Raw genomic sequence first — 24,797 nt, forward strand, 5'->3', positions numbered from 1 at the left:
GCGGCGGCCCTTCGTCCGCGCGGCGGCCGCCGGAGCTCGCGGGGGCCGCGGAGACGGCCGGCGCGGCCGGGCGCGGGGCTACCGCTGCTCGGCGTAGATGTGGTGGGCGAACTCCGCGATCTGGTCGTCGGGGAGGTTCCGCGCCACGTCCGCTTCGCTGATCATCCCGACGAGCTTCTTGTTCTTGATCACCGGGAGACGGCGGATGCGGTGCGACTCCATCTCGTTGAGGACCTCGCTGATGTCGGCATCGGCGTTGATCCAGCGCGGGGTGCCCTTCGCCAGGTCTCCACAGGTCATCTGTGTCGGGTCGCGTCCCAGCGCGACGCAGCCGACCACGATGTCGCGGTCGGTGAGGATGCCGCACAGCCGCTCGTTGGCGTCGCTGATCGGCAGGGCGCCGACGTTGAGTTCCCGCATCTTCTGCGCCGCGGTGGCGAGCGACTCGGTCTGCGGGATCCACTGCGCGCCTGGATGCATGATGTCTGCGGCGGTGGTCATGATCTGCCTCCTCCAGGGCCCACCGGCACGCGAGGTCGGCCCGCCGGACCCTTCTGCGATGTCGCTTCTGCGATGTCGCCGTGGCTGGCGCACACGACGCCCCCTCTCCCATCATCACCGCGGGAGCATGGCCTCGCGACCGCTGCCGGACCGCTCCAGGTCAGCGGCCCGGGGGGCATGCCGGGGGCGCCCGGCGGGGCATGCCGCAGGGCGCGTCAGGAGGGTGGCGCGTCAGGAGCGGGGCGCGACCTTCGTCAGGCCGTTGATGATGCGGTCCATCGCGTCGCCGCCGTGCGGGTCGGTGAGGTTCGCCAGCAGCTTCAACGTGAAGCGCATGAGCGTCGGGTGGGTGAGGCCGCGCTGGGTGGCGAGCTTCATCACCGTGGGGTTGCCGATCAGCTTCACGAAGGCGCGGCCCAGCGAGTAGTAGCCGCCGTAGGTCTCCTTGATGACCTTCGGGTAGCGCTGGAGGGCGAGTTCACGGCCGGCCGGGGTGGCGCGGGCGTGCGCCTGGACGATGACCTCCGCCGCGATCTGGCCGGATTCCATCGCATAGGCGATGCCCTCGCCGTTGAACGGGTTGACCATGCCGCCGGCGTCGCCGACGAGCAGCAGCCCGCGCGTGTAGTGCGGCTGGCGGTTGAAGGCCATCGGGAGGGCGGCGCCCCGGATCGGGCCGGTCATGTTCTCCGGGGTGTAGCCCCACTCCGCCGGCATCGAGGCGCACCACGCCTTGAGGATCTCGCGCCAGTCCAGCTCCTTGAAGGACGAGGAGGTGTTGAGCACGCCCAGGCCGACGTTGGAGGTGCCGTCGCCCATGCCGAAGATCCAGCCGTAACCGGGCAGCAGACGCGGCTCGTCGCCGCGCCGGTCCCACAGCTCCAGCCAGGACTCCAGGTAGTCGTCGTCGTGCCGGGGGGAGGTGAAGTAGGTCCGCACCGCCACGCCCATCGGCCGGTCCTCCCGCCGGTGCAGCCCCATCGCCAGCGACAGCCGGGTGGAGTTGCCGTCCGCCGCCACCACCAGCGGGGCGTGGAAGGTGACCGGGGTCTTCTCGTCGCCCAGCTTGGCGTGCACACCGGTGATCCGGCCGGTGCGGCCGTCGATGACCGGCTCGCTCACGTTGCAGCGCTCGTACAGCCGCGCCCCGGCCTTCTCTGCCTGCCGCGCCAGCTGCTCGTCGAAGTCGTCGCGCTTGCGGACCAGGCCGTAGTCCGGGAACGACGCCAGCTCCGGCCAGTCGAGCTGGAGCCGCACGCCGCCGCCGATGATGCGCAGCCCCTTGTTCCGCAGCCAGCCCGCCTCTTCGGAGATGTCGATGCCCATCGCCACCAGCTGCTTGGTGGCGCGCGGGGTCAGGCCGTCACCGCAGACCTTCTCGCGCGGGAAGGCGGTCTTCTCCAGCAGCAGCACGTCGAGCCCGGCCTTGGCGAGGTAGTACGCCGTGGTGGAGCCGGCGGGGCCGGCCCCGACGACGATCACGTCAGCGCTGCGCTCGGCGGCGGGCGCCCCGGCGGAAGCGCTCGCGGTGGTTGCGGACTCGCTCACTTCAGGTCTCCCGAAGGCTGGGCAGCCGGTAGCTGGGTGGTGCGCGCCGGTCACGCCGGGCACTGGGACATGTGCAGTTTATGCAGGGGCACTCCGGCGTCGGAGAGCGGCTGCCACCGTGTCCCGGGTGCGCTCCCAGGTGCGCTTCCGCGTGCCTGGGCGGGCGTTTGGGGCACCCTCGCCTGGTGAGCCCGGTGAGGGGGAGTCAGCGCTTGACGCCCCGGTGCATGGCCACGATGCCGCCGGTGAGATTCCGCCAGGCGACCTTGGACCAGCCTGCCTGCTGAAGCCGCGCGGCCAGCCCGGCCTGGTCGGGCCAGGCGCGGATCGACTCGGCGAGGTAGACGTACGCGTCCGGGTTGGAGCTGACCGCCCGGGCGACCGGCGGCAGCGCGCGCATCAGGTACTCGGTGTAGACGGTGCGGAACGGCGCCCAGGTGGGGCGGGAGAACTCGCAGATCAGGACCCGGCCGCCGGGCTTGGTCACGCGCAGCATCTCGCGCAGCGCGGCATCGGTGTCCTGGACGTTGCGCAGTCCGAAGGAGATGGTGACGGCGTCGAAGGCGTCGTCCGCGAAGGGCAGCCGGGTGGCGTCCCCGGCGGTGAGCGGCAGGTCCGGGTGGCGCCGCTTGCCCTCCTGGAGCATGCCGAGCGAGAAGTCGCAGGGGACGACCATGGCGCCGTCCGCGGCGAACGGCAGCGAGGAGGTGCCGGTGCCCGCGGCGAGGTCCAGGACCCGCTCACCGGCGCGCGCGGCGACGGCCTGGGCCACGGCCTTGCGCCACAGCCGGGCCTGCCCCAGCGACAGCAGGTCGTTCATCAGGTCGTATCGGGCCGCCACGTCATCGAACATCGCGGCGACTTCATGAGGCTGCTTGTCCAGCGTTGCTCGGGTCACGCCCCCATTGTTCACCCCGCCGTGCGGCCGACCGCGCGGCGGGGTCGGCGCGGCGCCACCGTGCCGCGCCCACGGCGACAGCTCGCGGCGGGGCGCCTCAGCGGCGGCGCGTCACCAGCGGCGGCAGCCCACTGACGGGGCAGGCGGCGGGGCGAGCGGCGGCTCACGTCACCGGCGGCGGTGGACCAGCCGCCCGTCGAGCACCGTGGCCACGCAGGTGGCCGCGCCGCGCTCCAGCAGCGCCGCCTCGTCGGGTACGTCGAAGACGGCGAGGTCCGCCCGGCCGCCGGGGACCAGCGGGCCGTGCACCGTGCCCGCCAGGTCGTACCCCTCGCGGAAGGGATCGAGGTCCGGCTCGCCGAGCAGGACACCGGGAGCGCCGAGGGGCGAGAGGACGACGAGCCCGGAGCGCGCCACCGCGGTGCGCACCACCGGATCGGTGAAGCTTCCGGCCACCGCCGTGGTGCCGTAGCGGAGCATCTGCTGGAGCCCGCGCCGCACGCTGCCCGCCCAGCGCTCCGCGTCCATCTCCAGCGCGCCCAGCTCCGCGCCACCCAGCGGGCGGGTGCCCAGCAGATGGGCCTCGCGCGGGTCGGGGTAGTAGTACCGCTCCAGCAGCCACTTGCCGTGCCACTGGCGCAGTCCCGGGGTGATCACCCCGGGCCAGCGGCGCACCCGCGCCCTGGGGTGGGCTATCGCCAGCTCCGCCGCCGGGCCGAGGGCCGCGATCCGGCCGTCGTCGACCAGCACCGCCCCTTCGGGCACCCCGGCGGCCCCGGAAGCGGATCCCCCGGCTCCCACGGCAGCCGCGGTTCTCACCACGGCCGCGGGACTCTCGACGGCCCCGGGATCGGGCAGCAGCAGATCGGCGGTGTGCAGGGTCAGCATCGGGCGCCCCCGCCGGTCAGTTGGCGCTGATGAGCTTCAGCTCGGGATGGGCGGTGCCGCCTTCGATGGCGGTGGAGGACAGGTGCGAGACCACCCGGTCGTCCACCGGGTCGTTGGCCGGGTCGTCGTGCACGACCAGGTGTTCATAGGTGGTGGCGCGCTGCGCGGGTACGCGCCCGGCCTTGCGGATCAGGTCGATCAGCTCCATCCGGTTGGAGCGGTGCTTGGCGCCGGCCGAGGAGACGACGTTCTCCTCCAGCATCACCGAGCCGAGGTCGTCCGCGCCGTAGTGCAGCGTCAGCTGCCCGGCCTCCTTGCCGACGGTCAGCCAGGAGCCCTGGATGTGGGCGACGTTGTCCAGGAAGAGCCGGGCGACGGCGATCATCCGCAGGTACTCGAAGACGGTGGCCTGCGTCCGCCCCTTCAGGTGGTTGTTCTCCGGCTGGTAGGTGTACGGGATGAAGGCTCGGAAGCCGCCGGTCCGGTCCTGCACGTCGCGGATCATCCGGATGTGCTCGATCCGCTCGGCGTTGGTCTCGCCGGTGCCCATCAGCATGGTGGAGGTGGACTCCACACCCATCCGGTGTGCCGTCTCCATGATCTCCAGCCAGCGCTCGCCGGACTCCTTGAGCGGCGCGATCGCCTTGCGCGGCCGGGCCGGGAGCAGTTCGGCGCCCGCGCCCGCGAAGGAGTCCAGCCCGGCGGTGTGGATCCGCTCGATGGCCTCCTCGACGGAGACCCCCGAGATGCGGGCCATGTGCTCGACCTCCGAGGCCCCCAGCGAGTGGATCACCAGCTGCGGGAACGCCTGCTTGATGGCCGAGAAGTGCTTCTCGTAGTACTCGACACCGAAGTCCGGGTGGTGGCCGCCCTGGAACATGATCTGGGTGCCGCCCAGTTCCACCGTCTCGGCGCAGCGCCGCAGGATGTCGTCGAGATCCCGCGTCCAGCCCTTGGCCTTGTCCTTGGGCGGGGCGTAGAAGGCGCAGAACTTGCACGCCGTCACGCACACGTTGGTGTAGTTGATGTTCCGCTCGATGATGTACGTCGCGATGTGCTCGGTGCCCGCGTACCGCCGGCGGCGCACGGCGTCGGCGGCCGCGCCGAGGGCGTGCAGCGGCGCGTGACGGTACAGGTCGAGCGCCTCCTCAGGGGTGATCCGGCCACCGGCGGCAGCACGGTCCAGAACGGACTGCAGCTCTGCGTTCTCGTTCACCGGGACGTCCCTTTCGGAGCGGTTACGACGGACTGATCCAGCGTACGCCAGGGGTTTCCGCCGCCTGGGGGCGCTCCCCCGGCTTCGCCGGAGGAACAGCGGGAGGAACAGCCGGGGGGCCACCCGGCCGACCACCTGGCCGGGTCAGTCGCCGTCGGTCCTGCGCAGCTCGGCGGTGGGTTTGCCGCCGTCCGCGTCCCTTGACTTGAAGACCAGTCGGCCGTCCTTGCCGAGGGTGAAGGTCACGGTGGTGGAGTTCCCGGTGCAGCCGAAGTCGCTGGGCTTGCCCGGATCGGTGCTCTCCCGGGCCGTGAGCCGCTCGCGGTCGGCGGCGGTGAGCTTGCCCTTGCTGAAGCAGGACAGGCCGACGGACTCGACCTTCACCTCGTACTTGATGTGCACCACGGTGTCGCCGGGCTTCCCCGCGGCGATGGTCGCCGTCATGGTGCCGTTGGGCATGCCGTCCGCCTGCACCACGTTCCCGCGCCAGGTGCCGATGAACGCGGGAGAGACCGAGGACCCGGGCTCGGGGGTCTGGTAGTCGGGGTCCGCTCCGGTGGGGGTCTGCGAGGCCCCCGGCTGCCGGCCCTTGTCCGCGTTGGCCGTCTCGTCGTCGGACAGCCCCCTGAGGAACACCGTGGCCGTGGTCGCCAGGGCGAGCGCCCCGGCGATCGAGAGCACCAGGGAGCAGCTGACCGCCCTGGGCCTGCCCTTGCCGCCCAAGGAGGCGGAGAGCGCGATCCGGCGGCCGCCCAAGGAGTCCCCCGACGCGTCCGCATCCGACGAGACGTCGGCCGGGGCGCCCGCGGGTCTCTGCCGGCCGGCCGCGTCCGCGGGGGTCTGCCGGTCCGCCGCGTCCTGCGGCACGGCGCTCCCACCGGGCTGCGGCGGGACCGTGGCCGGGCCGGCGCCCGGGTGGCCGCTGCCGTAGCCCGGGTCCGGCGGCCCGAAGGTGCCCAGGGCCGGGGCCGCGGACGGATCCAGCGGCTGGGCCGTCCCGGGCGGCTGATCGGCGATGTCCGGCCCGGCGCCGGGCGCGGCACCCGGGACACCGGGGGCCGGGACACCAGGCGCGGGGACGCCGGGGGCCGGAGCACCGGCGCCCGGGACGCCCGCGGCCGGAAAGCTGCCGACCGGGGCGGCGGCCTCCAGGTCGAGAAGGTCCACGGCCTGCCGGCTGATCTGCTCGACCAGCGGGCCGGGCAGCCAGCCGGACCGGACGAGTCCGGCCGCGCCGCCGTCCGGGGCCAGCTGCCGGACGATCTGCTCGGGGGTGGGCCGCTCGCCCGGCTCCTTGGCCAGGCAGGCGGCGACCAGCTCGCGCAGGTCCGGAGCGAGCCCCGGGCCGAGCACCGGCTCCTCGTGCACCACCTTGTAGAGCAGCGAGGCGGAGCTGTCCCCGGGGAAGGGGCCGGCGCCGGTCGCCGCGTACGCCAGCACCGCGCCCAGCGAGAAGACGTCGGTCGGACTGTCGACGACCTTGCCGAGGATCTGCTCGGGCGACATGTAGCCGGGCGAGCCGATCGAGGCGCCGGTGGAGGTCAGGGAGACGGTGCCCTCGGTGGCGCGCGCGATGCCGAAGTCGATCAGGCGGGGGCCGTCGAGGGCGAGCAGCACGTTCGACGGTTTGACGTCGCGGTGCACCAGGGCGAGGGCGTGCACGGCGGCCAGCGCCTCGGCCAGCCCCACGGCCAGCGCCCGCACCGACGCCTCGGGCAGCGGCCCGGTGTCCGCGACGGCCTGGCTCAGTGAGGGGCCCGCCACATAGCCGGTGGCCACCCACGGCACCCGGGCCTCGGGGTCGGCGTCCAGGACCGGCGCGGTCCACCTGCCGCCGACCCGCCGGGCCGCGCTCACCTCACGCCGGAAACGGGCCCGGAACTGCTCGTCCAGGGCGAAGTGCGGGTGCACCACCTTGACCGCGACCGTCCGGCCACCCGAGCTGCGCCCGAGGTAGACCCGGCCCATCCCGCCGCTCCCGAGCCGCCCGACAATCCGGTAGGCGCCGATCGTCCGCGGATCCTCCGCCCCCAGCGGCTGCATCTCGATGGCCCTCCCCCTCGGCTGCGGCGTCCAGCTTAGGGGGTGTCCGATGGGTCGCCGTGGGAGAAGGAGCGGCGTCTGGTGCCTGCGATCGCAAGGCGGAGGAGGGAGTCCATGCGGTGGGGGTACCTCCCAGCGGTAGCTGGGGGACATCGGCGACCGACGACAACGCCGCGAGCGTGGGTGCCAGACGCCGCGACGCCGCGGAGACCCATCGGACACCCCCTAGGCGGCGGCCCGCGCACCGGCCGAGGGTTCCCGGTGTCCGGCGGGGCTCAGCCGGTCCGGTCGGCCGGCAGCAGGCGCACCCGCACGTCCTCGGCGAGTCCCAGCGCCGGACCGGTGCGCCGGGCGAACTCCGCGATCCCCTCCAGCTGCGCCTCGCCGAGGCTGAAGTCGAGGGTGGTGAAGTAGCGCTCCAGGACCGGCGCGGACAGCGCCTCCCAGCGGGCGGCCTGCTCCGCGACCTTGGTGACCTCCTGCAGCGACAGGTCGCGGGAGGCGAGGAACGCCTCGTGGACCTGGCGCACGATCGCCGGCTCGCGCTCCAGGTAGTCGCGGCGGGCCGCGAAGACCGCGAAGACGAACGGCAGGCCGGTCCACTCCTTCCACATCTGGCCCAGGTCATGGACCTGGAGGCCGTACTTGGGCGCCTCGTGCAGATGGGCGCGGAGCGCGGCGTCTCCGATGAGCACCGCCGCGTCCGCCTCGCGCATCATCAGGCCGAGGTCCGGCGGGCAGGTGTAGTAGTCGGGCTCCACCCCGTACCGCTCGGCCAGGAGCAGCCGTGCCAGGCGCACGGAGGTGCGCGAGGCGGAGCCGAGTGCGACGCGCGCCCGGTGCAGCTGCTCCAGCGGGACCTGAGAGACGATCACGCAGGACATCACCGGTCCGTCGCAGCCGACCGCGATGTCCGGCAGGGCGACCAGGTCCTCCGCGTGCCGGAGGTACTCCACGAGGCTGATCGGGGCGATGTCGAGGCGGCCCTCGACCAGCTGGTCGTTGAGCGCGTCCGGGGTGTCCTTGCTGAGCTCAAGATCGAGCAGGCTGCCCGTGCGGGCCAGGCCCCAGTAAAGAGGCAGGCAATTGAGGTACTGAATGTGGCCGACCCGCGGCCTGCTCGCACCCTGGGCCAGGCCCCCGGAAGGGCCGGCCGCGTCGACGAAATCCTGCCCGGCGGAACTCACTGAATTGTCCACATACGGAGGCTAAGCCTCGGTCGTCGGCGGCCCGGCGCCGGGGGGCGCTCACCGGCGCGTCTCACCCAGCCCGACCTGCGGTCATGCCCCTGACCAAAGCCCTGGAAACCCACGACTTTCGTGATCTTCGGCTCTTTCCTCCCGCGCTTCCACCGTGCTAGGCTCGCCGCAAGTTGCAGTTTGGTTTCCCTTGCAGTACAGAGCCTGCGGAGCATGTAACCCGCAGGCTTTTGTAATTTTCAGACTTCTTGCAGGTTCTGGAGCAGGGCAACCCTTTGGCCCAAGGAGGGCTTATGGCTACCGGAACCGTCAAGTGGTTCAACGCTGAAAAGGGCTTCGGCTTCATCGCCCAGGACGGCGGCGGCCCGGATGTCTTCGTTCACTACTCCGCGATCAACGCCTCTGGCTTCCGCTCCCTGGAGGAGAACCAGCAGGTGAACTTCGACGTCACCCAGGGCCCGAAGGGTCCGCAGGCGGAGAACGTCACCCCGGTCTGATGATCCGGGTCGACCGATCGCGGTCGACGTTCGCAGTACCCAAGGAGCCCTGCTCCCCCGCTTCGGCGGAGGGGCGGGGCTCCTGCCCTTTTTCGCTTTCGCAGCCTCAGTGATCGTCCCAGTGGCCCTCGTGGGCCGCGTGCCGGTGCCCGTTGTGCAGGTAGTCCACATGATCGCCGTGCTGCACCTGCTGGTGGCCGCAGTGCGGGCCGTGCTCGTGCTCGTGGGCCGCGTGCTCGACGTGGCCGTCCGGTTCGCATTCGTCCCAGTGGCCGTCGTGCGCTCGGTGCAGATGGCCGTCGTGCGAGTAGTCCAGATGGTCGCTGTGCGGAATCTGCGGGTGGCCGCAGTCGGGGCCGTGCTGGTGGGCATGGCCGGAGTGCTCATGGTGGACGGCGGTGGTCATACATCACTCCCGATGGACGTCTACACCTTTCGCCCCTTTCGCACTATACGCTCCGCTGTTCACCGGCCCCCCTGAGCGCGCCGCCCGCCGTGCCCGGGCCCCGTCGCGCCCGGGCACTGTCGCACCCGAGCCGGCCGGGTCGGCAGCCTGCCGGGGCGGCAGCCGGACGGGCTCGGGCCCCAGCCCTAGGGGGTGTCCGCCGTCCGCGTGTACAGCCCGTCGATCTCCGCCGCGAAGTCCCGCGCGATCACGGCCCGCTTCAGCTTGAGCGACGGCGTCAGATGGCCGGACTGCTCCGTCCACGCCGACGGCAGCACCCGGAACCGGCGGATCGCCTCGGCCCGCGAGACCAGGGCGTTGGCGTCGTCCACCGCGCGCTCGATCTCGGCCAGCAGCTCCTCGTCCCGGACCAGCCGCCGCAGCGAGACCTCCACCTTCTTGTGCATCGCCCGCCAGTGCGCCAGCCCCTCCTGCTCCAGGGTGATCAGCGCCGTGACGTACGGGCGGCCGTCGCCGACGACCATGCACTGGTCCACCAGCGGATGGGCGCGCAGCCGGTCCTCCAGCGGGGCGGGGGCGACGTTCTTGCCGCCCGCGGTGATGATGATCTCCTTCTTCCGGCCGGTGATGGTGAGGTAGCCCTCGTCGTCCAGCGCACCGATGTCGCCGGAGGCGAACCACCGCTCCTCGGGGCCCGGCCCCGCCCCGGCCGGCCCGCCCAGCGCCGCGTCCCAGTAGCCGGAGAACACCTGGCCCCCGCGGAGCAGCACCTCGCCGTCGTCGGCGATCCGCACCGCGCTGCCCGGCAGCGGCCAGCCGACCGTCCCCAGCCGCGGCTTGAGCGGTGGGGTGACGGTGACCGCCGCGGTGGTCTCGGTCAGCCCGTAACCCTCGTAGACGTCGATGCCCGCCCCGGCGTAGAAGGCGGCGAGCCGGCGGCCCAGCGGTGAGCCTCCGCAGATGACGTACCGCACCCGGCCCCCGAGCGCGGCCCGGATCCGGCGGTAGACGAGCGGGTCGTAGAGCGCGCGGGCGGTCCGCAGGCCCAGCCCCGGGCCGCGCCCGGCCCCGTCGGACGCTCGGTGGCCGGCCGTCGCCTCCCGCGCCTCGCCGTACCGGATGGCGATCGCCGCCGCCCGGTCGAAGGAGGCGGCGCGGCCCATCTTCTCCGCCGTCGCCCGCCCGGTGTTGTACACCTTCTCCAGGACGTAGGGGATGGCGAGCAGGAAGGTCGGCCGGAAGCCCGCGAGATCCGCGAGCAGGTCCTCGGTTCCGATGCTCGGCGCGTGCCCGAGGCGGACCCGCGCCCGCAGGCATCCGACCGCGACCATGCGGCCGAAAACGTGGGACATCGGCAGGAAGAGCAGGGTGGCCGCCGGATCCTCCTGAAGCGACTTGAAGATCGGGTGGAGCAGCTCCGCGGCGTTGTCCACCTCAGCGAAGAAGTTGCCGTGGGTGAGGACGCAGCCCTTGGGCCGGCCGGTGGTGCCCGAGGTGTAGACGAGCGTGGCGATGTCCTGCGGGCCGCGCTGCGCACGCCGCTGCTCCACCAGCTCCTCGGGGACGTTCCGGCCCGCCGCGACGATCGTGCCGACCGCCCCGGCGTCGAGCTGCCACAGATGGGCCAGCCCCGGCAGCTCCCCGCGGAACCCGGTGATCAGCCGGGCCTGCTCGACGTCCTCCACGGCGCAGGCCGCGGCGCCCGAGTCGTGCAGGATCCAGTGCGCCTGATGCGCGGAGGACGTCGGATAGATCGGCACGGTGACCAGCCCGGCGGCCCAGGCCGCGAAGTCGAGCAGGGTCCATTCGTAGGTCGTGCGGGCCATGATGGCGAGCCGGTCGCCGGGGCGCAGGCCGTGCGCGATCAGGCCCTTGGCGGTGGTGAGGACTTCGGTGGCGAATTCGGTGGCGGTGACGTCCCGCCAGCTGCCGTCCGGCAGTTTGCGGCTGAGTACGGCTTCCTCGGGCGCCTCGGCCGCGTTGTCGAAGGGGATGTCGGCGAGGCTGCCGCGCAGGACCGGTGGCGCGAGCGGTGGGACGGCCGCCTCGCGGACGACGCCGGCGACGGCGTGCACGCGGGGCGGCACCAGGGCGGGCATGGTCGGTGCTGGCTGCTTGGGCATGGCAACTCCTGACCCGTCAGTAACCTTACTGAAACGTAGGGCCGTTGGTCGCCGGAAGGGAACCCCCGCGACAGCAGGAGTTGCCGTCTTGGGGGGCATCCGATGGGTCGGCGTGGACGCCGCGCAGACCCGTCGGACACCCCCTACCGGTGGCCTCCCTGCGCCGACCACCCCTGTCCCCGCATCAGGTTGCCCAGCCCCGCCCAGGCGAAGTTCATCAGCATCGCCGCCGTCTCCTTGGGGGAAGGGACCCCGCCGTATGTGTCCGCGTGCGCGTGCCAGGGGAGCGAACCCAGGCCGGAGCCGGGACCGTCACCCGAGCCGGAACCGGACCCCACCCAGTCGGCCAGCGACTCGGCCGCGCCCACCAGCGCCTCCGCGAGCCCGGCCGACTCCCGCTCGGTGGGCGCGCTCGCGCACCCCGCCTCCCGGGCCGCGGTGGTGATCTGCCGGGTCACCAGGTCCACGAGCTCCGCCCGCATAGCCGCCACCTCCAGGGCGAACGGCTCGCCCTGGCTGCGCGCCTGGACATGCAGCACCGCCCAGCCGTCCGGGTGGGCCGCGGTGTGCGCGAAGAAGCCGTTCAGCCCGCACCACATCTGCCGGTCCGCCGAGGCCCCGGGCTCCAGCGCGTCCCGGATCGCCGCCACCAGCGACGCCGCCTCACGCCGGATGCACGCCGAGAACAGCTCCTCCTTGGAGTTGAGGTAGAGATAGACCAGCGGCTTGGAGACCCCGGCCAGCTCGGCGATCTCGTCCATCGACGCCGCCCGGTAGCCGCGCCGAGCGAAGATCCGCACCGCCGCGTCGAGCATCTGCTGCTCCCGGACCGCCCGCGGCACTCGCTTGCTCTTGACCGCACCCACGCGAAATGTCCCCTCCCGCCCCCGTGTCCCCTCAGGGGGTCCGACGCCCACCCCCTGACCCTTCGCCCAGCCTACGGGGAGCAGAAAAGAGCGGCGGACACGATCGAAAAGTCCTGGATCACAGGCGCGCGCACCGCCATGCCATAGATTCCGCAAAGGAGGTGCGGAGCGTGTGCGGTGTGGCGGGCTGGGTGGACTTCGGACGGGACCTGACGGCACAGCAGGACGCACCGGAGGTGCTGACCGCCATGACGGCGACCCTCACCTGCCGCGGTCCGGACTCCGAGGGCCGGTGGGCCGACCACCACGCGCTCCTCAGCCACCGGCGCCTCGCCGTCATCGACCTGGCCACCGGCGACCAGCCCATGCGCGCCCCGGCCACCGCCCCCGACGGCCGCCCGGCCGCGGTCATCACCTTCAGCGGCGAGGTCTACAACTACCGCGAGCTGCGCGCCGAACTCACCGGCCGCGGCCACCGCTTCCGCACCGAGAGCGACACCGAGGTGGTGCTCGCCGCCTACCTGGAGTGGGGCGAGGATTTCGCCGAGCGGCTGAACGGCATGTTCGGCTTCGCCCTCTGGGACACCCGCGACAGCCGGCTGCTTCTGGTCCGGGACCGCCTCGGCGTCAAGCCGCTCTTCTACCACCCCACCCCCGGCGGCCTGCTCTTCGGCTCCGAGCCCAAGGCGATCCTCGCCCACCCCGCCGCCACGCCCACCGTCGGCCTGGACGGGATGCGGGAGCTGTTCGCGCTGGCCAAGACCCCCGGCCACGCCGTCTACCAGGGCATGTACGAGGTCGTACCGGGCCAGATCCTGCGGGTGACCCGCGACGGACTGCGGCGCACGGCCGCCCGGCTGCGCTCCCGCCCGTACTGGACGCTGCGCACCACCGAGCACCGCGATGACCTCGCCACCACCATCGGGACCGTCCGCGACCTGCTCGACGACACGGTGGGCCGTCAGCTGATCTCCGACGTACCCCGCTGCGCCCTGCTCTCCGGCGGCCTGGACTCCAGCGCGATCACCGCCCTGGCCGCCCGCCGCCTCGCCGCCGATTCCACCGGCCCGCTCGCCACCTTCGCCGTCGACTTCGCGGGCCCACCCCAGGCGGACGCCGGCTCCACCGCCGCAAGCCGCAGCCCCGACCACCCGTACGCACACGCCGTCGCCGCGCACACCGGCACCGACCACACCGACATCGTCCTGCCGGTCGCCGACCTCGCCGACCCGCTGCACCGCGCCACCGCGCTCACCGCCCGCGACCTGCCGATCGGCCGCGGCGAGCGGGACACCTCCCTCTACCTCCTCTTCAAGGCCGTACGCCGCCACTCCACGGTCGCCCTCTCGGGTGAATCGGCGGACGAACTCTTCGGCGGCTACGGCTGGTTCCGCGACCCCGCCGCCCTCGCCTCGGGCACCTTCCCCTGGATCTCCGAGCACGGACCCGGCTTCGCCGACACCCTCGACCGCCTCCTCTCCCCCGCCCTGCGCCAACGCCTCGACCTGCCCGCCTACCGCCGCGACGGCTACCGGCAGGCGCTGGCCGAGGTCGAGCATCCCCCGCACGTCACCGACCCACACGAGCGCCGGATGCGCGAGGTCGGCCACCTCGCCCTCACCCGCTTCCTGCCCCGCCTGCTGGACCGCAAGGACCGCATGTCGATGGCCACCGGCCTGGAGGCGCGCGTCCCCTTCTGCGACCACCGGCTGGTCACTTACGTCCACAACGCGCCCTGGGCGATGAAGACCCACGACGGCCGCGAGAAGTCCCTGCTGCGTGCCGCCACCCGCGACCTGCTCCCCGCCGCCGTCGCCGACCGCCCCAAGAGCCCGTACCCCTCGACCCCGCACCGCGCGTACACCCAGGCCGTCCGTGCCCAGTTCGCCGAGCTCACCGCGGACTCCGCTGCCCCGGTCCACGCCCTCCTCGACCGGGCCTGGACGACCCGGACGGCCGTCCATTCCCCCACCACCCCCCTGGACGACTACCTCACCCGCTTCGCCATGGAAACGGCCCTGCTCCTCGACACCTGGCTGCGCCGGTACGCGGTCCGGCTCGAGTGGTGAGTCTCGGCTGGCCGAGACGGAACACTCCGTGGCGCAGAGCCGACCTTGACCACGGTCCTTGCGGACTGATCCGCTTACCAGGGGTGGCGGTGCGCTGGAGGGGGATCTGCGCCCTCCGGCGCACCCTCGGCGATCTCGGTGCTCAGCACCCAGTCGGCGCCCTTCATGATCGTGCCCGTGATCACTTCTTCCTCCCGCGCGTCAGGTGGTCACGGATCTGGGCGTCGAGGGCGTCCGCGCGCTGGCTGAGTTCCGCCAGGTCCGGGCGCTCCGGGTTGTCCTGATCCTCGCTGTGCGCGGGCGGGGGCTCCGTGCTGGCGCTACAGTTCGACATGTCGTCAACCTCCTGAGGGTTGGTGGCCACGCCCCCGGACGCCACGAACGTCGCGGGGGTCTTCGTTTGAACACCCCTCATGCTGGCGGACGTTCACCTACCGTGACAGGAGGTAACTGTTGACGTAACAGGCGCAGGCGTTGGCTTACCGGGACCCGTCTAAGCACAACGGAAGGGTGTTCGATGCCACCACGGAAACCGATCGCGCAGAACGGTGCGCGCTCGCCGCGAGTGATGCTTGCCGCTGAACTTGCCCGACTGCGCCAGGAGTCCGGCCTGTCGCTGAGGGAGCTGGCCGACAAGGTCGGCTGGGACCACGGCCACCTGCACGGCATGAAGAAGGGGAAGAACCTCGGGGGTCCAGAGGTCATTGAGGCGCTGGACACGGTCTACGCCACGACGCCGCTGCTGATGCGGCTGTGGGAGCTGGCCAAGGATGGCGTCCCGTTCCGGGACAAGTACAAGCGGTACATGGAGCTTGAAGCGGAAGCCTCGATCATCGAGTGCTACGCCGGGAGCATCGTTCCAGGGTTGCTCCAGACCGAGGCGTACGCACGCGCGCTGTTGTGGTCAACACCGCATCGGCCCGCTGCGGATGCCGAGTTGGAGGTGCAACTTGGCGCGCGCTTGGGCCGAAAGGAGCTGCTGCGTCGCGAGAGCCCCCCATTTCTGCGGGCGATACTCGATGAGGCGGTGCTTCGCAGGCCGCTGCTGGATCCCGAGGAGTGGCGTGGACAGCTCGCCCATCTCCTCGAAGCGGCATCGCTACCGCACATCACTGTGCAGATCCTGCCCTTCGCGGCGGGACTCCACGACCTCATGAACGGTGGCCTGACGCTCCTCCGACCCCTCGGCGGACGCACGGCGGCTTTCCTGGAGAGCAGCAAGGGTGGTGAGTTGATCGAGGACGCTGAGGAAGCCGAACAGCGTTTCAGGCTGTCTTACGATGCCCTACGAGACGTGGCCCTCGCGCCTCGGGACTCCCTGGCGTTCATCGAGCAGTTGATGGAGGACAGCACACCATGCGATCCCCCGGCATCGACCTGAGCACCGCCATATGGCGCAAGTCCAGCTACAGCGACGGAGGGCCGAGCAACTGCGTCGAGGTCGCCGAGTGGCGCAAGTCCAGCTACAGCGACGGGGGCGCGGGCAACTGCATCGAGGTCGCGGACGGCCACCCCTCAGTCGTCCCCGTCCGCGACAGCAAGGACCCCGGCGGCCCCGCGCTGATCTTCTCGGCCGACGCGTGGTCGTCCTTCGTCACCGCCCTCAAGCGCGGCGAGTTCCCCGACGCCTGACGGTCAGGGGCACTCCCGCCGCATGGCGGGGCCGACACATAGAGGGGGGAATTTCCACGTGAGCGGTCAGCTCATTTTCTGCATCGTTATCGCCGTTGCCTTCGCGGCGCTCGGGCTTGCCGATCAGCGCAAGCTCTGGTGGCGCCTCAACGCGAGGTGGTATAGCAACCCGGAAGCCAACGAGCCATCGGACGCGGCGCTGATGTGGAAGCGCGTGATGCTATTCATCTTCGCGGCGATGATCCTCTTCGCGGGGTGCAAGGTACAAGAGTCTGAAGAAGAGATATCGCGAATCGAACGCGAAATCGAACGTTCAAGCGCCCAGTTGACGCCCGTCATCGAGGTGACGCCGACCGGAGATCCTGTCCTCACCGCCTGAAAGCGCCGCTTTGGGAGTACAGCTTCGACGCGGCGCCGGGCGAGCGCGGCGAGCTCTCATAAGGCCCGCGCTGCCACCAGCGCCTTCGCCTCCTCGTCGACTGCCTGCGCTGCCTTCTCCCGGCCCAGTTCTCTGAGGTCGATGGACTTGTGCTTGAGCGCCTGGGCAAGCAGCGGACGGCAGGTCTCGGGGGCGGTGCGCGCCATCGGGCGCAGCAGCTCGACGGCCTCGGAGTCCACCTCCAGCGCTTCCGCATGCGCTTCGAGGTCCGTCAGGGCCACGCCGAGGTCCATCAGAGCCTCGGCCAGTGCTGAGCCGTACTGCTCCAGGTCCTCCTCGGCCAGGACCCGGTAGATGTCCACCGCTTCATCGCTCACTCGGAACGCCTCGTCGAATCGCTCCACCTCAGCGAGGAGGGAACGCAGGAGAAGCAGCTCGTCGGCGAAGGTGGCGTTGAAGCGCGCCGGGTCCTCCGCCACCAGTTCGCGGTAGATCGACACCAGTTCCTCGCCGGTCACGAGAGCCTGCTCGGCCTTCTCCAGCTGGATCAGGTTGTCGGAGATGTCGCTGAGCAGCTGGGCCAGCCCCTGCCGCTTCTCCGAAGCCCCTTCCTTCACCAGGCCTCGCAGCAGCTCCGCCGCCTCCTCCTGTACGGCGAGTGCCTTGGCCCGCCTCCCCAGGCGGGTGAGGATCCGGCCCAGCTCGCCGAGAACGGCCGCGGCATGGCCGCAGAAGGCGGAGGGTTCTTCTCCGTTCAGCGCCCGGTAGACCCGCGCGGCCTCTTCAAGGGCTGCCCGCGCTCCCTCCAGCCGGTCGAGCCTTTGCATATCGCTGCTCAGAGCGCGGAGGCCGGTGGCCAGGGCGGGCCCGTAACGGCGGGCGTCCGTCTTGGCGAGCGAGCGGTAGACGGCCACCGCCCCTTCGAGATCGCCGGCCGCGGCCAGTCGCGCGGCCTCCTCCGCGGAGGGGGCCTCGCCCGACGACGGAGACTTCGGTTCCGGGCGGGCGGGCCCCGGCCCGGCGACGAGTACCAGCTCCTGCGCGGTCTCCGTCCCGCACCGCTGCGGCGCGGGCACGCCGCGTCCGGTCAGCGACCTGTGCAGCTCCCGGTAGAGACCGTCCAGTGTCCGGCCGCCCTCGCGCAGCAGGGAGATCAGCTCTCCGGTGAAGGCGGTGTGCCGGGCGCCCTCCTCCACCAGCGCGGGCTCGTTCGCCGCGGCCGAGGTGAGGACGTAGGTGCCGGAGATGTCGATCTGGCCGATCAGCGCCGACACCTCGTCCGAGAGGTGGCCGCCGATGGCCCGGCCGGAGAAGCAGCAGTCCAGGAGGAGAATCCGGTTCTTCGCCGGGCTGTCGAGGAAGGCCCGCCGCACGCCTTCGAACGCCATCGCGGAGAAGAAGACGGCGTCCGGGTCGGTCTCGGCCAGGGCCAGGAACAGCTCCCCTTTGTGCGTCCCCACCAGGCCGTGCCCGGAGTAGTACACGAGCAGCACGTCCTCGGCCTGACGGGCCGCGTGCAGCAGCTGGCGGCCCAGGCTGTGGCCGTCCACCGGGTCGGTGATCTCCACGCAGTGCTCGGGGTGGAAGGCCCCACCGCGCGCCCTGGTGAGCTCGCGGCCCAGGTCCCGCACATTGTTGTGGACCGCCGGCACATCGGGCAGCTCGGAGCTGGTGTACTCGCCGACGCCGATCAGTACGGCGCGTGAACGGTCCCGGTCAGGCAGTCGCACGCTTGCTGGCCCCCACGATCCTCGTGCCCCCGCTGCGGCCCTGATCGCCGCAGTGCAACAAGTGTGCCGCCACTCGCCTTCAGGAGCAGCCGAGTTGGGGTCAGATCATGAGGGAACGTCCAGTCGGGCGGTCAGGCTCCCACCGTCCCGTCGATCCCCTCGCGCAGGAAGTCGGCGTGGCCGTTGTGCCGGGCGTACTCGTGGATCAGGTGCAGCATCACCATGCGCAGCGACACGTCCTCGCCCCACTTGGGCTGGTACCCGGTGACGTCCAGCGACTCCGCCGCCGCCTCGATCCGGCGGGCGTGCTCGACCTCGCGCTCCCAGGCGGCGAACGCCTCCGCCCGGGTGGCGTTGCTCGCGTCGTACGCCTCCTGGTAGTCCCCCTTGTCCGACCAGACGTGGGGGATGTCCTCACCGCTGATCACTCGCCGGAACCAGGCCCGCTCCACCTCGGCCATGTGCCGCACCAGCCCGAGCAGGGAGAGGGTCGAAGGCGGCATCGACTGGCGCCGCAGCTCCTCGTCGCTGAGCCCCTCGGTCTTCATGGCCAGCGTCGCCCGGTGGTAGTCGAGCCAGGCGCGCAACATCTCGCGCTCGCCTCCGGTCCGGGGCGGGTCCTTGCGTTCCGCGGGCATGGCGATTCCTCTCCCGTAGCCGACCGAACTGCCATGGTAGAGAGGCTTCCTGCGGGCCGCCGCGCCCACGTGGCCTGGGCATGCCATGACTACGATGAGATCACCCGCCGTACCAGCAAGGGGAAGACCGATGCCGCACGCCGCTCAGTCCGTCCTGAAGCCGCTGGGGCCGGAGGACCCACGGGAGGTCTCGGGTTACCGACTGCTCGCCAGGATCGGCGAGGGCGGCATGGGTTCGGTCTATCTCACCCGCACTCGGGGCGACCAGCCCGTCGCCCTGAAGCTGATCCGGCGCGAGTTCGCCCAGAACCCGGACTTCCGGGCCCGTTTCGAGGCGGAGGTCCAGGCCGCGCGCCGGGTCTCCGGCTACCACATCGTGCCGGTGCTGGACCACAACATCAACGGCGACCAGCCCTGGATCGCCACGGCCTACATCCCCGGCCTCGCCCTGGACGACGCCCTGACCGCCTTCGGCCCCCTGCCGCTGCCCGCCGTCTTCCAGCTCATCGGCTGCACGGCGCACGCCCTGGGCATCGTGCACGCCGCGTCCGTCATCCACCGCGACCTCAAGCCCAGCAACATCCTGCTCAGTTCGGACGGCCCCTGGGTCATCGACTTCGGCATCGCCCGGGCGACCGACACCACCCAGCTGACCCGGACCGGCGGCTTCATCGGCACCCCGCAGTACATGTCCCCGGAGCACGCCCTGGGGCAGAAGGTCACGCCGGCAACGGACATCTTCGCCCTCGGCCTGATCGCCGCCGTCGTGGCGACCGGCCGCCACCCGTACGGGGACGGCTCCGGGCTCTCCATCGCCGCCCAGATCGCCAACACGCAGGCGCAGCCGCCGGACCTGAGCGGCTACCCCGAGCAGCTGCGCCCGCTGCTTCAGATGTGTCTGACCGCCGACCCGGCCGCCCGCCCCACCCCCGCCGCCCTGGCCGACTGGTGCCGGCGGGCCTCCGGGCGAACGCTGCGTGACTTCACCGACTGGCTGCCCGCCCCGCTGGCGCAGGAGATCGCCCGGCGAGGGGAGGCGGCGGAGCGGCCCCAGCAGCCGGAGCCGGCGGAAGCGGCACCGCCGCCGGGTTTCGGCCCGGCCTATGCGCCGACGCAGGCGGCCGCCCCGGCAGAGCCCCCCGCCACCTACGTGTCCACCCAGGCGCCCGCTCCGGCTCAGCAGGTCGCATACGCGCCCACCCAGGCGGCTGCCGCCGTGGGCCAGGCGGCCGACGTCCCGGCCCAGCAGGCGTACGCCCCGACTCAGGCGGCTCCGCCGTCCGCGAACCCGGCACCGACACGGCCCGCGCGGCGCAAGCGCAAGCCGCTGATCACCGTCGCCACGGTGGCGGCCCTGGCAGTGATCGGCGGCCTGATCTGGGCGAGCGGGGGCGACGACGCACCGCGCGACAAGGACCCGAGCACGTACTGGGCGGACGAGGTACAGGGCGAAGGCCTCGAGCTGGACCCGATACCCGTTGACGGCGGCAGCGCCCGCCTGAACACCTACTTCGACCTCGACGCCCCGCTCGACGGCAACGCCATGGGCACCCGGAAGGCGATCGACGAGGGCACCGAGGAAGTGTCCATGAGCGCCGACACGATCACTTTCCACACGAAGTTCGGCAAGGCGAAGAGCGGATCCGCCAAGGACTGCGCGACCGCCGCACAGGGCAAGCACATGCTGCCCGCCAAGCTGGAGGACGATCAGCTGGCCGGCCCGGATCCGCTGATCCGCCGGGGCGACATCCTCTGCACGATCACCACCGACAAGAACCTCGCCATGCTGGAGATCACCAATGTCTACCCGCCTGAGCAGCGGGAAGACGAGATGGAGATCCCGGGATACAACACGCAGTGGACGCGCTACGAGCCGTAGGACCAGCGCTGGTCAGGGCTGTCCGCGCAGCACCGTGCCCCGGCCTCACCGATAAGGCCGGGGCACGGTTGCGTGGGGGGTCAGGCGGTCGTCAGGCGGCGGCCGGGACCGGCTCGGGGGTGGCCGATTCCTGCGGGTCGTCCAGCGGGGAGGACTTGGCGCCGGCGTAGGCCTCGCGGTCGAGGATCCTCTCGCGGGCCGCGACCAGCACCGGGACCAGCGCCTGGCCGGCGACGTTGGTCGCGGTGCGCATCATGTCCAGGACCGGGTCGATGGCCATCAGCAGGCCGACGCCCTCCAGCGGGAGGCCCAGGGTGGACAGGGTCAGGGTGAGCATGACCGTGGCGCCGGTGAGGCCCGCGGTGGCGGCGGAGCCGACGACGGAGACGAAGGCGATGAGGAGGTAGTCGCCGAGGTCCAGCTGCACGTCGAAGATCTGGGCGATGAAGATCGCGGAGATGGCCGGGTAGATCGAGGCGCAGCCGTCCATCTTGGTGGTGGCGCCGAAGGGCACCGCGAAGGAGGTGTACTCCTTCGGGACGCCGAGGCGCTCGGTGACCTTCTGGGTGAGCGGCATGGTGCCGACCGAGGAGCGGGAGACGAAGGCCAGCTGGATGGCGGGCCAGGCGCCCCGGAAGAACTGGAGCGGGTTGACCTTGGCGACGGTCGCCAGGAGCAGCGGGTAGACGCCGAACATCACCAGGGCGCAGCCGATGTAGATGTCGGCGGTGAAGGTGGCGTACTTGCTGATCAGATCCCAGCCGTATTCGGCGATGGCGTAGCCGATGAGGCCCAGGCTGCCCAGCGGGGCGAGCCGGATGACCCACCACAGCGCCTTCTGGAGCAGCTCCAGGACGGCCTCGCTGAGGGTGAGGATCGGCTGCGCCTTCTCGCCGAGCTGGAGGGCGGCGATACCGGCCACCGCCGCCATGAAGACGATCTGGAGGACGTTGAGCTCGGTGAACGGCGTGATCACGTTCTCCGGGACGATGCCGGTGAGGAAGTCCAGCCAGGAGCCCGCGTGTTCCGGCTTGGCGCCGTCCTTGGGGGTGAGGCCGGTGCCGGAGCCGGGGTTGGTCAGCAGGCCGATGGCGAGGCCGATGGCCACCGCTATCAGCGAGGTGATCATGAACCAGAGCAGGGTGCGGGTGGCCAGCCGGGCGGCGTTGTTGACGTTCCGCAGGTTGGTTATGGAGACCAGGATCGCGAAGAAGACCAGCGGGGCGACGGCCAGCTTCAGCAGCTGGACGAAGATCGAGCCGATCTTGTCGAGGGTGGTCACCAGCCAGCTGATGTCACCGCTGCGGGCGGCCCAGCCGAGCAGTACACCCAGGCCCAGACCCAGCAGGATCTGCGCCCAGAACGGGACCTTGGGAAGGCGGAACGAGGACGGCTTGCCGGAGCCCGTCGGGGCTGCGGGCGCGGGCGTCGTGGACGTCGTGGACGACAACGGACACACTCCGGGGACAGGAGAGGGGGACAGAGCAAGGGGCATGAGAAAGCCGGAGGGTCCGTGCTGGATCTCCGGCCGCTGTTCGGGGAAGCGTCAGCGGCGGCGACAGGCCGCGGAGGAACAGCGGCAAAGATCGACGTGCAGGCGCGCCACGAGCGGGACGCTCATGGGCATCGAGTGCGCGGCTGCTGTCTTCATGTTGAACACGGTAACACCCTGGCTTTGGGGGTCTCAAAGCCTTTCTTTGAGAGGTGCCGTCGGCGTTACGCCTGCGAGGCATGCCGGGAACGCCAACGCCCCGCCGGTCAGCGGAGGCTGACGACGGGGCGTGCGGTGCGGGTGGGGCCGGGTGGCCCGGGTGGCGCGAGGCCGGTGTGAGGAGGGTTACACGCCGTCTTCCTGGCTGGCGTCGGCGTTGAACTTCGCCTTGAGGCGGTCGACCTTCGGCACCAGCTGCTCGGACATCTCGTCGCGCTGCTTGCGCAGCAGCACCAGGCTGAGCGGGGCCGACACGACCAGTGCCAGCAGCAGCACCCAGACGAGGTTGGATCCGTTGGCGCCGGCGGGGATGACGCCGAAGTAGGCCAGGAGCCACATCGCCAGGAAGCAGCCGGCGAAGATACCCAGCCGCATGACGGTGTAGCGGATCGTGGCGCTCGGCTTGACGGACACGACGGGACTTCCTTCTGCTGGGAGACGCTGCACAACCAGACAACCAGTGAATCACGCCCGGTTCTGGATCATTTCAGCGGCAGCCGCATCATGACGTCGTCGAGCCCAGGGCCCGGGCCGCGACGCGCAGGTCGGAGACAAGGCCCTGGTAGACCGCCTCGCGGTCGTCCGCGCGCAGCACCGCCGACGGGTGGATGGTGGCGAGCAGGCACTCGCCGGGCGGGGCCTCGTACCCGTCCAGCGCCGGACACGGCAGCAGCATGCCGCGCTGCTGGGTGACCCGGAAGGAAGGGCCGAGCAGCGCCTTGCCCGCCGTCGCACCGAGCGCCACGATCAGCTCGGGGTCGATCAGCTGGAGCTCGGCGACGAGCCAGGGGCGGCAGGCGGTCAGCTCCCGCAGATTCGGCGCCTTGTGGATGCGGCGCTTGCCGCGCTCGGGGACGTGCTCGAACTTGAAGTGCTTGACCGCGTTGGTGACGTACGTCTCGGTGGGGTCGATGCCCGCCTCGTCCAGCGCCCGCATCAGCACCCGGCCGGCCGGGCCCACGAACGGCTGGCCCTTGCGGTCCTCCTGGTCGCCGGGCTGCTCGCCCACGAGCACCACCCGGGCGTCGGCGTCGCCGGAGCTGAAGACGGTCTGGGTGGTGCCGTGGTGCAGGGGGCAGCCCCGGCAGCGGGCGGCGGCGCCGCGCAGCGCCCGCAGATCTGCGCGCTCCGGGACGAAGGGGGTCGCGTCGTAGGCGTCCTCGGGGGCGGTCACGTGCCCCCGAGTACCCGTCGCCGCCTGGGTCATACCCGGTGGGGGCTGGTGGATCTTTCCCCTACCCGCCCCTTCCCGATTTTGTCCTCAATCGCCGGACGGGCTGGATTTGCCGGACGGGCGGGAAAATCCAGCCCCGCCGGCGATTGAGGCGCGGGGTTTGGGGCAGCGCCCCAAAAGATCAGACGCGCATGGGCTGGGGGGACTCGCGGCGGGCCGGGTCCGGGCCCTCGTACTCGCGGATGACCTCGTAGCGCGTGTTCCGCTCGACCGGCCGGAAGCCGGCATCGCGGATCAGCTCCAGCAGGTCGTCCCGGGTGAGCTTGTTCGGCGTGCCGAAGTTGTCCGCGTCGTGGGTGATCTTGTACTCGACGACCGAGCCGTCCATGTCGTCCGCGCCGTGGTTGAGCGCGAGCTGGGCGGTCTGCACGCCGTGCATCACCCAGAACACCTTCAGGTGCGGGACGTTGTCGAAGAGCAGACGGGAGACGGCGAAGGTCTTCAGCGCCTCGGCGCCGGTGGCCATCTGGGTCCGGTCCTGGAGGCGGTTGCGGACCTTGCCGTCCTTCATGTCCACGAAGTCGTGCTGGTAACGCAGCGGGATGAAGACCTGGAAGCCGCCGGTCTCGTCCTGGAGCTCGCGCAGCCGCAGCACGTGGTCCACCCGGTGCCGGGGCTCCTCGATGTGGCCGTAGAGCATGGTGGACGGGGTCTTCAGGCCCTTGGAGTGCGCCAGCCGGTGGATGCGCGACCAGTCCTCCCAGTGGGTGTCGTGGTCGACGATGTGCTGCCGCACCTCCCAGTCGAAGATCTCCGCGCCGCCGCCGGTCAGCGACTCCAGACCGGCGTCGATCAGCTCGTCCAGGATCTCGTCGGCGGACAGCCCGGAGATCTTCTCGAAGTGGTGGATCTCGGTGGCGGTGAACGCCTTCAGGGAGACCTGCGGCAGGGCTTCCTTGAGCGCCTTCAGCGAGCGCGGGTAGTAGCGCCAGGGAAGGGTGGGGTGCAGCCCGTTGACGATGTGCAGCTCGGTGAGGTTCTCGCCCTCCATCGCCTTGGCGAGCCGGACGGCCTCCTCGATGCGCATCGTGTACGCGTCCTTCTCCCCCGGCTTGCGCTGGAAGGAGCAGTACGCGCAGGACGCGGTGCACACGTTGGTCATGTTGAGGTGCCGGTTGACGTTGAAGTGGACGACGTCGCCGTTCTTCCGCGTCCGGACCTCGTGCGCCAGACCGCCCAGCCAGGCCAGGTCGTCGCAGTCGTAGAGGGCGATGCCGTCCTCGCGGGTCAGCCGCTCGCCGGAGCGGACCTTCTCCTCCAGCTCACGCTTGCGACCCACATCCAGGCCAGACGGAGCCATGCGGCTGCCTCCCATACGTCTACTTTTCGGGCTCCCCCAC

General features: G+C 71.4%; 24 protein-coding genes. 6 read left to right on the top strand and 18 right to left on the bottom strand.

What is annotated here, in order from left to right:
- Positions 1-78: 78 nt before the first annotated feature.
- The 7 genes from AC4BDD_RS12155 to AC4BDD_RS12185 all read right to left on the bottom strand — a co-directional run bounded on the left by AC4BDD_RS12155 (position 79) and on the right by AC4BDD_RS12185 (position 8,230).
- A complete protein-coding gene (locus AC4BDD_RS12155) occupies positions 79-501 on the bottom strand; it encodes a CBS domain-containing protein (protein ID WP_490691012.1) in 423 nt (140 codons plus the stop codon).
- Between the two features lie 231 nt (positions 502-732).
- The gene (locus tag AC4BDD_RS12160; RefSeq protein WP_490691013.1) at positions 733-2,049 is read right to left on the bottom strand and encodes a geranylgeranyl reductase family protein; all 1,317 of its coding nucleotides are present in this window, start codon (positions 2,047-2,049) and stop codon (positions 733-735) included.
- Positions 2,050-2,254: 205 nt separating this feature from the next.
- Positions 2,255-2,947, bottom strand: a complete 693-nt coding sequence (locus AC4BDD_RS12165) for a demethylmenaquinone methyltransferase (RefSeq protein WP_490691014.1) — start codon at positions 2,945-2,947, stop codon at positions 2,255-2,257.
- Positions 2,948-3,115: 168 nt separating this feature from the next.
- Positions 3,116-3,835, bottom strand: coding sequence for an imidazolonepropionase-like domain-containing protein (locus AC4BDD_RS12170; protein WP_490691015.1), 720 nt, complete (start codon positions 3,833-3,835; stop codon positions 3,116-3,118).
- A 16-nt stretch (positions 3,836-3,851) separates the two neighbouring features.
- A complete protein-coding gene (gene mqnC, locus AC4BDD_RS12175) occupies positions 3,852-5,051 on the bottom strand; it encodes a cyclic dehypoxanthinyl futalosine synthase (RefSeq protein ID WP_490691016.1) in 1,200 nt (399 codons plus the stop codon).
- Between the two features lie 144 nt (positions 5,052-5,195).
- Positions 5,196-7,094 (bottom strand): serine/threonine protein kinase, encoded by a 1,899-nt coding sequence (locus AC4BDD_RS12180; protein WP_490691017.1) that lies wholly within the window; start codon positions 7,092-7,094, stop codon positions 5,196-5,198.
- A 275-nt stretch (positions 7,095-7,369) separates the two neighbouring features.
- Complete coding sequence (locus tag AC4BDD_RS12185) at positions 7,370-8,230, bottom strand: menaquinone biosynthetic enzyme MqnA/MqnD family protein (RefSeq protein ID WP_490691753.1); 861 nt, start codon at positions 8,228-8,230, stop codon at positions 7,370-7,372.
- Between the two features lie 356 nt (positions 8,231-8,586).
- Here AC4BDD_RS12185 and AC4BDD_RS12190 point away from each other — a divergent pair, with 356 nt between their 5' ends.
- Positions 8,587-8,790 (top strand): cold-shock protein, encoded by a 204-nt coding sequence (locus AC4BDD_RS12190; RefSeq protein ID WP_003984261.1) that lies wholly within the window; start codon positions 8,587-8,589, stop codon positions 8,788-8,790.
- Positions 8,791-8,896: 106 nt separating this feature from the next.
- Here AC4BDD_RS12190 and AC4BDD_RS12195 read toward each other — a convergent pair whose 3' ends face one another.
- From AC4BDD_RS12195 to AC4BDD_RS12205, 3 genes are all read right to left on the bottom strand, one after another.
- On the bottom strand, positions 8,897-9,196 hold the full coding sequence (locus AC4BDD_RS12195; protein WP_490691018.1) for a hypothetical protein: 300 nt from the start codon (positions 9,194-9,196) through the stop codon (positions 8,897-8,899).
- Between the two features lie 185 nt (positions 9,197-9,381).
- A complete protein-coding gene (locus tag AC4BDD_RS12200; RefSeq protein ID WP_490691019.1) occupies positions 9,382-11,319 on the bottom strand; it encodes an AMP-dependent synthetase/ligase in 1,938 nt (645 codons plus the stop codon).
- A gap of 143 nt (positions 11,320-11,462) precedes the next feature.
- The gene (locus tag AC4BDD_RS12205; RefSeq protein ID WP_490691020.1) at positions 11,463-12,185 is read right to left on the bottom strand and encodes a TetR/AcrR family transcriptional regulator; all 723 of its coding nucleotides are present in this window, start codon (positions 12,183-12,185) and stop codon (positions 11,463-11,465) included.
- A 170-nt stretch (positions 12,186-12,355) separates the two neighbouring features.
- Here AC4BDD_RS12205 and asnB point away from each other — a divergent pair, with 170 nt between their 5' ends.
- Entirely contained in the window at positions 12,356-14,254 is a 1,899-nt protein-coding gene (asnB, locus tag AC4BDD_RS12210; protein WP_490691021.1) for an asparagine synthase (glutamine-hydrolyzing), read from the top strand.
- Between the two features lie 181 nt (positions 14,255-14,435).
- Here asnB and AC4BDD_RS12215 read toward each other — a convergent pair whose 3' ends face one another.
- On the bottom strand, positions 14,436-14,588 hold the full coding sequence (locus tag AC4BDD_RS12215; protein ID WP_490691022.1) for a hypothetical protein: 153 nt from the start codon (positions 14,586-14,588) through the stop codon (positions 14,436-14,438).
- 234 nt (positions 14,589-14,822) lie between these two features.
- Here AC4BDD_RS12215 and AC4BDD_RS12220 point away from each other — a divergent pair, with 234 nt between their 5' ends.
- From AC4BDD_RS12220 to AC4BDD_RS12230, 3 genes are read left to right on the top strand one after another with little or no spacing between them, the layout of a single operon-like run.
- Positions 14,823-15,635: a helix-turn-helix domain-containing protein gene (locus AC4BDD_RS12220; protein WP_490691023.1), complete on the top strand. Its 813-nt coding sequence runs from the start codon at positions 14,823-14,825 to the stop codon at positions 15,633-15,635.
- Positions 15,611-15,886, top strand: coding sequence for a DUF397 domain-containing protein (locus AC4BDD_RS12225; RefSeq protein WP_490691024.1), 276 nt, complete (start codon positions 15,611-15,613; stop codon positions 15,884-15,886). Before AC4BDD_RS12220 ends, AC4BDD_RS12225 begins: the two co-directional genes overlap by 25 nt.
- 58 nt (positions 15,887-15,944) lie before the next feature.
- The gene (locus AC4BDD_RS12230) at positions 15,945-16,265 is read left to right on the top strand and encodes a DUF6199 family natural product biosynthesis protein (protein WP_490691025.1); all 321 of its coding nucleotides are present in this window, start codon (positions 15,945-15,947) and stop codon (positions 16,263-16,265) included.
- Between the two features lie 56 nt (positions 16,266-16,321).
- Here the strand turns inward: AC4BDD_RS12230 and AC4BDD_RS12235 are convergent, their stop codons facing one another.
- Positions 16,322-17,995: a caspase family protein gene (locus tag AC4BDD_RS12235; RefSeq protein ID WP_490691026.1), complete on the bottom strand. Its 1,674-nt coding sequence runs from the start codon at positions 17,993-17,995 to the stop codon at positions 16,322-16,324.
- Positions 17,996-18,126: 131 nt separating this feature from the next.
- Entirely contained in the window at positions 18,127-18,633 is a 507-nt protein-coding gene (locus AC4BDD_RS12240; protein WP_490691027.1) for a DinB family protein, read from the bottom strand.
- 130 nt (positions 18,634-18,763) lie between these two features.
- Here AC4BDD_RS12240 and AC4BDD_RS12245 point away from each other — a divergent pair, with 130 nt between their 5' ends.
- On the top strand, positions 18,764-20,512 hold the full coding sequence (locus AC4BDD_RS12245) for a serine/threonine-protein kinase (RefSeq protein ID WP_490691028.1): 1,749 nt from the start codon (positions 18,764-18,766) through the stop codon (positions 20,510-20,512).
- A gap of 91 nt (positions 20,513-20,603) precedes the next feature.
- Here AC4BDD_RS12245 and AC4BDD_RS12250 read toward each other — a convergent pair whose 3' ends face one another.
- From AC4BDD_RS12250 to mqnE, 5 genes are all read right to left on the bottom strand, one after another.
- A complete protein-coding gene (locus tag AC4BDD_RS12250; RefSeq protein ID WP_490691029.1) occupies positions 20,604-22,007 on the bottom strand; it encodes a dicarboxylate/amino acid:cation symporter in 1,404 nt (467 codons plus the stop codon).
- A 51-nt stretch (positions 22,008-22,058) separates the two neighbouring features.
- Positions 22,059-22,163 carry a putative leader peptide gene (locus AC4BDD_RS12255; RefSeq protein WP_490691030.1) on the bottom strand — a complete coding sequence of 35 codons (105 nt, stop codon included), beginning with the start codon at positions 22,161-22,163 and terminating at the stop codon, positions 22,059-22,061.
- A gap of 186 nt (positions 22,164-22,349) precedes the next feature.
- Positions 22,350-22,598 carry a DUF4229 domain-containing protein gene (locus AC4BDD_RS12260; protein ID WP_490691754.1) on the bottom strand — a complete coding sequence of 83 codons (249 nt, stop codon included), beginning with the start codon at positions 22,596-22,598 and terminating at the stop codon, positions 22,350-22,352.
- 127 nt (positions 22,599-22,725) lie between these two features.
- A complete protein-coding gene (locus AC4BDD_RS12265) occupies positions 22,726-23,430 on the bottom strand; it encodes a UdgX family uracil-DNA binding protein (protein WP_490691031.1) in 705 nt (234 codons plus the stop codon).
- Between the two features lie 148 nt (positions 23,431-23,578).
- The gene (gene mqnE / locus AC4BDD_RS12270) at positions 23,579-24,742 is read right to left on the bottom strand and encodes an aminofutalosine synthase MqnE (RefSeq protein ID WP_490691755.1); all 1,164 of its coding nucleotides are present in this window, start codon (positions 24,740-24,742) and stop codon (positions 23,579-23,581) included.
- Between the last annotated feature and the right edge of the window lie 55 nt (positions 24,743-24,797).

The sequence above is a fragment of the Streptomyces sp. JLBT605 genome (assembly GCF_058215555.1).